Source organism: Arthrobacter rhombi, from assembly GCF_039526245.1.
Lineage (GTDB): Bacteria > Actinomycetota > Actinomycetes > Actinomycetales > Micrococcaceae > Arthrobacter_H > Arthrobacter_H rhombi.
The window spans coordinates 216,602-222,885 of record NZ_BAAAIV010000004.1 but is presented as its reverse complement, the minus strand read 5'-3'; the positions used below and the strand labels follow the sequence as shown (position 1 = coordinate 222,885).

The 6,284-nt window shown below is 69.2% G+C and carries 5 protein-coding genes; 1 reads left to right on the top strand and 4 read right to left on the bottom strand.

The genetic code is table 11. The features are described from left to right. Positions 1-37: 37 nt before the first annotated feature. The 3 genes from ABD088_RS03520 to ABD088_RS03510 all read right to left on the bottom strand — a co-directional run bounded on the left by ABD088_RS03520 (position 38) and on the right by ABD088_RS03510 (position 4,232). Positions 38-1,540, bottom strand: coding sequence for a carboxyl transferase domain-containing protein (locus ABD088_RS03520; RefSeq protein WP_343900380.1), 1,503 nt, complete (start codon positions 1,538-1,540; stop codon positions 38-40). Positions 1,541-1,542: 2 nt separating this feature from the next. Next, a complete protein-coding gene (locus ABD088_RS03515) occupies positions 1,543-2,781 on the bottom strand; it encodes a CaiB/BaiF CoA transferase family protein (protein WP_343900103.1) in 1,239 nt (412 codons plus the stop codon). 86 nt (positions 2,782-2,867) lie between these two features. Next, entirely contained in the window at positions 2,868-4,232 is a 1,365-nt protein-coding gene (locus ABD088_RS03510; RefSeq protein ID WP_343900101.1) for an SLC13 family permease, read from the bottom strand. 132 nt (positions 4,233-4,364) lie between these two features. Here ABD088_RS03510 and ABD088_RS03505 point away from each other — a divergent pair, with 132 nt between their 5' ends. Then, entirely contained in the window at positions 4,365-5,066 is a 702-nt protein-coding gene (locus ABD088_RS03505; RefSeq protein ID WP_343900100.1) for a FadR/GntR family transcriptional regulator, read from the top strand. Here the strand turns inward: ABD088_RS03505 and ABD088_RS03500 are convergent. Next, positions 5,063-6,250: an amidohydrolase gene (locus tag ABD088_RS03500; RefSeq protein ID WP_343900099.1), complete on the bottom strand. Its 1,188-nt coding sequence runs from the start codon at positions 6,248-6,250 to the stop codon at positions 5,063-5,065. The two genes, ABD088_RS03505 and ABD088_RS03500, sit on opposite strands and share 4 nt — an antisense overlap. Positions 6,251-6,284 lie beyond the last annotated feature (34 nt).

The window sequence follows — 6,284 nt, the reverse complement described above, 5'->3', positions numbered from 1 at the left end:
CATGGCGCGGACCGGGGTCCCTGGTTTTTGCGGGCGGCTACAGGCCCAGCGTGGCGAACTTGGCGGCCCGGCGCTGGCGCCGCGCCCCGGCGGGCACCGCAGCGGCCACGGAGAGCTCGTACTCGATGGCCGCCGCCAGGTCGGCGCAGAACCCCCGGGGATCCACTGCCGCCTCGCGCACCTCGGGGACGATGTGGTCCACCAACCCGATCCGGTGCAGCGACGCCACGTTCACGCCCTGCTCGGCGGCCAGTTGCGGGGCGTGCGCGGCGTCCCGGTACACGATGGCGCTGGCACCCTCGGGCGGCAACGGGGACAGCCAGGCGTTCTCCGCGGCGATCACCCGGTCGGCGGGCAGCAGGGCCAACGCGCCGCCGCCGGAGCCCTGGCCCAACAGGACCGCGACGCTGGGGGCGGCCAACCCGATCAGGCTGTTCAGCGAGCGGGCGATCTCCCCGGCCAGGCCGCCTTCCTCGGCCTCGGGGGAGAGGTCGGCGCCGGCGGTGTCGATGACGGTCAGCAACGGCAGTTGCAGCTCCTCGGCCAGCTGCATGCCCCGGCGTGCCTCGCGTAGCGACCCGGGTCCCATCTCGGGTCCGCCATGCCGCGGCCGCTGGTGGCCCAACACGATGCAGGATTGCGTTCCGAACCGGGCCAGGGCCAGCCCCAGGCCGGGATCGTTCTCGCCCTGGCCGGTGCCGTTCAAGGGCAGGGCATCATCCGCCCCGGCGGCCAGGAGCCAGCGCAGGTCGGGACGGCGGGGGAGCCGGGAGATCTCGATCGACTCCCAGGCATCCCGCGTCCCGGGAACCGCGCCCACGCTGGCCGGAACCGGAAGGTTCCCCGCCGGCTGGGCGGGCAACAGGATCCGCAGGGCCCGGTCGATGATTTCCGGAAGATCCTCCGGAGGCACCACCGCGTCGATGAGTCCGCACCGGTAGAGGTTCTCTGCGGTCTGCACTCCCTCGGGGAAGGGGCGCCCGTACAGGGTTTCGTAGACGCGCGGCCCCAGGAACCCGAGCAGCGCCCCCGGTTCGGCCACGGTCATGTGCCCCAGCGAACCCCAGGAGGCCATGACGCCGCCGGTGGTCGGGTGGCGCAGGTAGACCAGATAGGGCAGCCCCTTTTCCTTGTGGCGGCGGACCGCGTCGGTGATCGCCACCATGGACAGGAAGGCGAGGGTGCCCTCCTGCATGCGGGTGCCTCCGGACGCGGGCCCGGCCAGCAGGGGGAGGCCCTCGGCGGTGGCCCGCTCGATGGCCTCGGTGATCCGCTGGGCCGCGGCCCGGCCGATCGAACCGGCCAGGAAGGTGAATTCCGAGACGATCACGGCCACCCGGCGGCCCCGGATCCGGCCTTCCCCGGTGACCACCGATTCATCATGGCCACTCTTCTGGCGGGCCGCTTCCAGCTCGGCGGAATACCGGGGTCCGGACTGAGGCTGTTCGGCGGGGGCGTCCCAGGAACGGAACGAGTCCTCATCCAGCACGATGTTCAACAGGGCAGTGGCCGTCAATCTCCGCGGGGCCGTGGTGGTCATGGTCATGCCCCGGTCCCCGCGGTGGCGCCCTGCCCGGCGGAGAGCCAGGACCTGATGGACTCCGCGTCGGCGTCGAGTCCGGGAGGCGCGGTGTGCGCGGTGCGGGTCCGCTCCTCGGCGGTCTCCGCGTCGAAGAAGCGCAACGGCGGGCCGGGCAGGGTGATGTTGCCGAGCACCGGGTGCTCCACCTCCAGCAGGAGTCCCTGGGATTTCACCTGGTCCCACGCATAGACCTCGTCCAGCGTCCTGACCTTGCCGGCGGGAACCCCCGCCTCGTTGAGCTTGTCCAGCAGGCTGGCCGGATCGTAGGCGCTGAAGGCGTCCTCGATGACGCCGATGAGCTTGTCCCGGTGCGCGACGCGGTCGGCGTTGGTGGCGAAGTCGGGATCGGTGGCGTCGATGCCGAAGGCGGCTGTCAGTGCCTTCCAGAGCTTGTCGCTGCCCACGCTGATCTGGACGTTGCCGCCCCGGCAGGCAAACAACCCGTACGGTGCGATCGAGGGGTGGTGGTTGCCCTGTGCCCGGGGGACTTCCCCGGCGACGGTGGCCCGGGTGCCCTGGAACGCGTGGACGCCGACCACGGAGGCCAGCAGCGAGGTGCGCACCACCTGGCCGCGTCCGGTCTTCTCGCGTTCGAGCAGGGCGGCCAGCACGCCGTACGCCCCGTACATGCCCGAGAGCAGGTCCGAGATGGGAACGCCCACGCGTTGCGGGTCATCGGGGCCGGAACCGGTCAACGACATCAGGCCGGCCTCGCCCTGGACGATCTGGTCGTAGCCGCTGCGCTTGGCCTCGGGTCCATCGTGGCCGAAGCCGGTGATGGACAGGATGACCAGCCGTGGGTTGATCCGCTGCAGCTCCTCCATCGAGAAACCCAGCCGGTCCAGGACCCCGGTCCTGAAATTCTCCAGCAGTGCATCGGAGCGTTCGATCAGGGAGGTGAGTGTGGCGCGACCGTCATCGGACTTCAGGTCCAGGGCGATGGATTCCTTGTTGCGGTTGCAGGAAAGGTAGTAGGTCGCCTGCCGGTCATCCTCGGGCCCCACGAAGGGCGGGCCCCAGCTGCGGGTGTCGTCACCGGTGCCAGGGGTCTCCACCTTGATGACACGGGCGCCGAGGTCGCCGAGCATCATGCCGGCGTGCGGGCCGGCCAGGGCCCGGGTCAGGTCAAGGACGGTGTATCCGGCCAAGGGGCCGGTGGAGGCGGACAGGGCCGGGGTCGATGCAGTCGTGGGGTTCACGAGGGCTCCTTTCGGGGCGGGGTAGAGCGGGGAAACAGGCCCGGGAGCGCCCTGGCAGGCGCTCCCGGGCGGAGGGATTCTGGTTCCTAGAGCCAGCCGGGCACGACGAGCGTCAACCAGGCCAGGACCGGGCCGACGACGACGACAATGCCACCGTAGGCCAGGATCTGCTTGTAGAACTTGTCGGTGTCCATCCCCTCGGGGGCATTGGCGAGGACCAGGGCTCCGTTGGTGGAGAACGGGGAGACGTCGACGATGGTCGAGGCGATGGCCAGGGCGCAGACGACACCGACGGCGCTGACCGCACCGGAATCCAGGAACGGGATGGCCAGCGGGATCAGGGCCGCCAGGATTGCCGTCGAGGAGGCGAAGGCGGAAACCACGGCACCGATGTAGCAGATCATCAACGCTGCCAGCAGCGGCATGCCCATCTGGGCGACACCGTCGGAGACGTAGGTGATGGTGCCGGCCTCTTCCAGGACCCCCACGAAGGTCAGCATGCCGCAGATCAGCAGCACGGTGGACCAGCTGATCTTGTTGACGGCACCCTTTTGCGCCTGCGGGGAGACCAGGGCCAGGACGACGGCGATGGTGATGGAGACGAACCCGACGTCGACACCGAAGCCCAGGGCGACGACGGCCAGGACGATGAGGCCGATGATGGTGGCGACCTGCGGGAAGGTGACGCGGCTGGACACTGCGCTGGAGGGGCCGTCGCCGGCGGGGTCGCGGGGCCCGTAGGTGCCGCTGCCGGCACCCTTGAAGTCGACACCTGCTGCGCGGGAACCGACGGAGGCTCCCATGCGGGCCTCGGAGACGCTTGCGGCGAATTCCGCCACGCGGCTGCCAGCCAGCTTCTTGCCGCCCAGGACGAAGAAGAGGACGACGGCGATGACGGTGTTGAAGATGAAGGAGCTGAGGAACAGCGCGGTGGGACTGAAATCGAAGCCGGTGTCGGCGATGAGCCCGTTGACGATCACGCCGTAGACGGCGATGGGGGAGAACCCGCCGGCCTGGGCACCGTGGACGATGAGCATGCCCATCATCAGCGGGTTGATCTTGTACCGGGCCGCGAAGCCCAGGCCGATGGGGGCCATGATGGCGACGGCTGCCGGGCCGAGGGCACCGACTGCGGTGATGACTGCGGTGATCGTGAACATCACCCAGGGGATCAGGGCGATCCGGTTGTCCACGAGTTTCACCGCCTTGCGGATCAGCAGGTCGATGGTCCCGTTGCCCTGGGCGATGGCGAACAGGTAGGTCACCCCGACCAATGTCAGGAACAGGCCGCCGGGGAACTGGGCGAGGATGTCCTTGGTGTCCATCCCCAGGAAGAGCGCGCCGAGGACAAAGGCACCGACGAAGGCGAGCGCACCCATGTTGATGGGTAGGACCGTGGCCAGCAGGAACATCACCGCCAACACGATGATGGAAAGTATCGGAGCAGACATATGGGGTTCCTCCAGGGGCTCGGTGCGATGTGTGCGGTAGGTCACTCTCAGTGGCCTAGCCTCCTAGACCCTCTGTCACTTTGTCAATAGGATGACGTGTGTAGGCTGAGGGCAACGAAGGGCAGGTGCACGATGCGGGACCCCGGAAAGACGACGACGTTGGGCAAGGTGGCGCGTCCGCGCCTCTACGAGCAGCTCATGGAGCAGATCCTCGGCTATGTCGAATCCGAACAGTTGGGCGCGGGCGACCGGCTCCCGGCCGAGCGTGACCTGGCCGATCAGCTGGGGGTCTCGCGGGCCACCCTGGCCCAGGCGCTGGTGGCCCTCGAGGTGCTCGGTGTCATCGATGTCCAGCACGGGACCGGGGCAGTGCTGGTGTACCGGCCGAGCATGGCTGCGCTGTTGCGCAAGCTGAGGGACCACCAGAACCGGTTGCCGGAAATCGTCGAGGCCCGCAGCACCCTGGAGGTCAAGCTGGCTTCGCTGGCCGCGGAACGGCGCACCGATGAGGACCTGGCGGCGATCGACGAGGCGCTGGAGGTGATGGCGGGGGAGATCGCCCGGGGGGACCGCGGGGTCCACGGCGACGAGCTGTTCCACCAGGCCATCACTGCGGCCGCCCATTCGGCGGTGCTGGCCCAGATGATGGGCTTCATCGGCGAGATGATCCTGGAGACCCGCATCGAATCCCTCGGCCAGCCCGGACGCCCCGAGGTCTCCCTCGCGGCGCATCGGGGCATCACCGAGGCCATCCGTGCCGGGGATCCGGACGCCGCGGCAGCGGCCATGGGCGGGCACATCGCCGTCGTCTCCGACGTGCCCCTGCTGCATTAGGCCACCGGCAGCTTCCGGTCCACGACGACGGGAAGGCGGGTATCGGCGTCGTACTCCATGACCTGGCGACCGCCGATGAACACGCGCAGGGCCCGCTGCATCACGTCCAGCGGATCGCCGGACCACAACACCAGGTCGGCGTCCTTGCCTGGTTCGATGGATCCGATGCGATGCTCGAGCCCGAGCACGCGCGCGGGGTTGATGGTGATCGAGCGCAGGGCCGCCACGGGGTCCAGCCCCTCCTTGATCGCCAGCGTGCACTGGTGGACCAGGAAGTTGATCGGGATGACCGGGTGGTCGGTGATGATGGAGATCTCCACGCCGGCGTCGTGCAGCTTGCCGGGGTTGGCCAGCGAGCGGCCGCGGAGTTCGACCTTGGACTTGGTGGTGAACAGCGGGCCGATGAGCACCGGGATGTTGCGTTCGGCGATGACATCGGCGATCACATGCGCCTCGGTGCCGTGGTCCAGGACCAGGTCGTAGCCGAACTCGTCGGCCAGGCGCAGCGCGGTGGCGACGTCGTCGGTGCGGTGGCAGTGCTGGCGCCAGGGGATCTCGCGGCGCAGCACCATGGCCAGGGCCTCCATCTTCGGGTCGATGGCCTCCGGGTCGGCCTTGGCCATGTAGTTCCGGGCCTTGATGAAGGCCTCGCGGATGACCAATGCGGTGCCCAGCCGGGTGGAGGGGGTCTGCTTCTTTTCCCCGTAGATCCGCTTGGGGTTCTCGCCGAGGGCAGACTTCAGGCCGCTGGGGGAGCGCAGCACCATCTCGTCGATGTACCGCCCGTGGGTGTGGATGGCGACGGCCAGACCGCCCACCGGATTGCCCGAGCCGGGGTTGACGTTGACCGTGGTCACGCCCCCGGCCAGTGCCTCGTCGAAGCCGGGGTCGAACGGGTCCACGGCGTCGATCGCCCGCACGGCGGACATGATCGGGTCGGTCATCTCGTTCACGTCGGCGGTCGAGCCGGCCTCGCCCTCGGGATGCATGCCCAGGTGCACGTGCGCATCGACGAAGCCCGGCAGCAGCCACTGGCCCCCGCCATCGAGGACCTCGGCGCCGGCGGGCACCTGCAGGTCGGGACCGCAGGCCTCGATCTTGCCGTCGCGGACGATGACGGAGCCGTCGAAGGGCTCGGACTCGATGGGGACGACGTGGACGTTGGTGATGGCCAGCAGACTCATGGTGGGAGCCCTTTCGGAAGATCCAATGGGTTCC

Coding starts and splice junctions, on each gene's coding strand:
- ABD088_RS03520 (WP_343900380.1), bottom strand. CDS start 1,540: ATGACCACCACGGCCCCGCGGAGATTGACGGCCACTGCCCTGTTGAAC.
- ABD088_RS03510 (WP_343900101.1), bottom strand. CDS start 4,232: ATGTCTGCTCCGATACTTTCCATCATCGTGTTGGCGGTGATGTTCCTG.
- ABD088_RS03505 (WP_343900100.1), top strand. CDS start 4,365: ATGCGGGACCCCGGAAAGACGACGACGTTGGGCAAGGTGGCGCGTCCG.
- ABD088_RS03500 (WP_343900099.1), bottom strand. CDS start 6,250: ATGAGTCTGCTGGCCATCACCAACGTCCACGTCGTCCCCATCGAGTCC.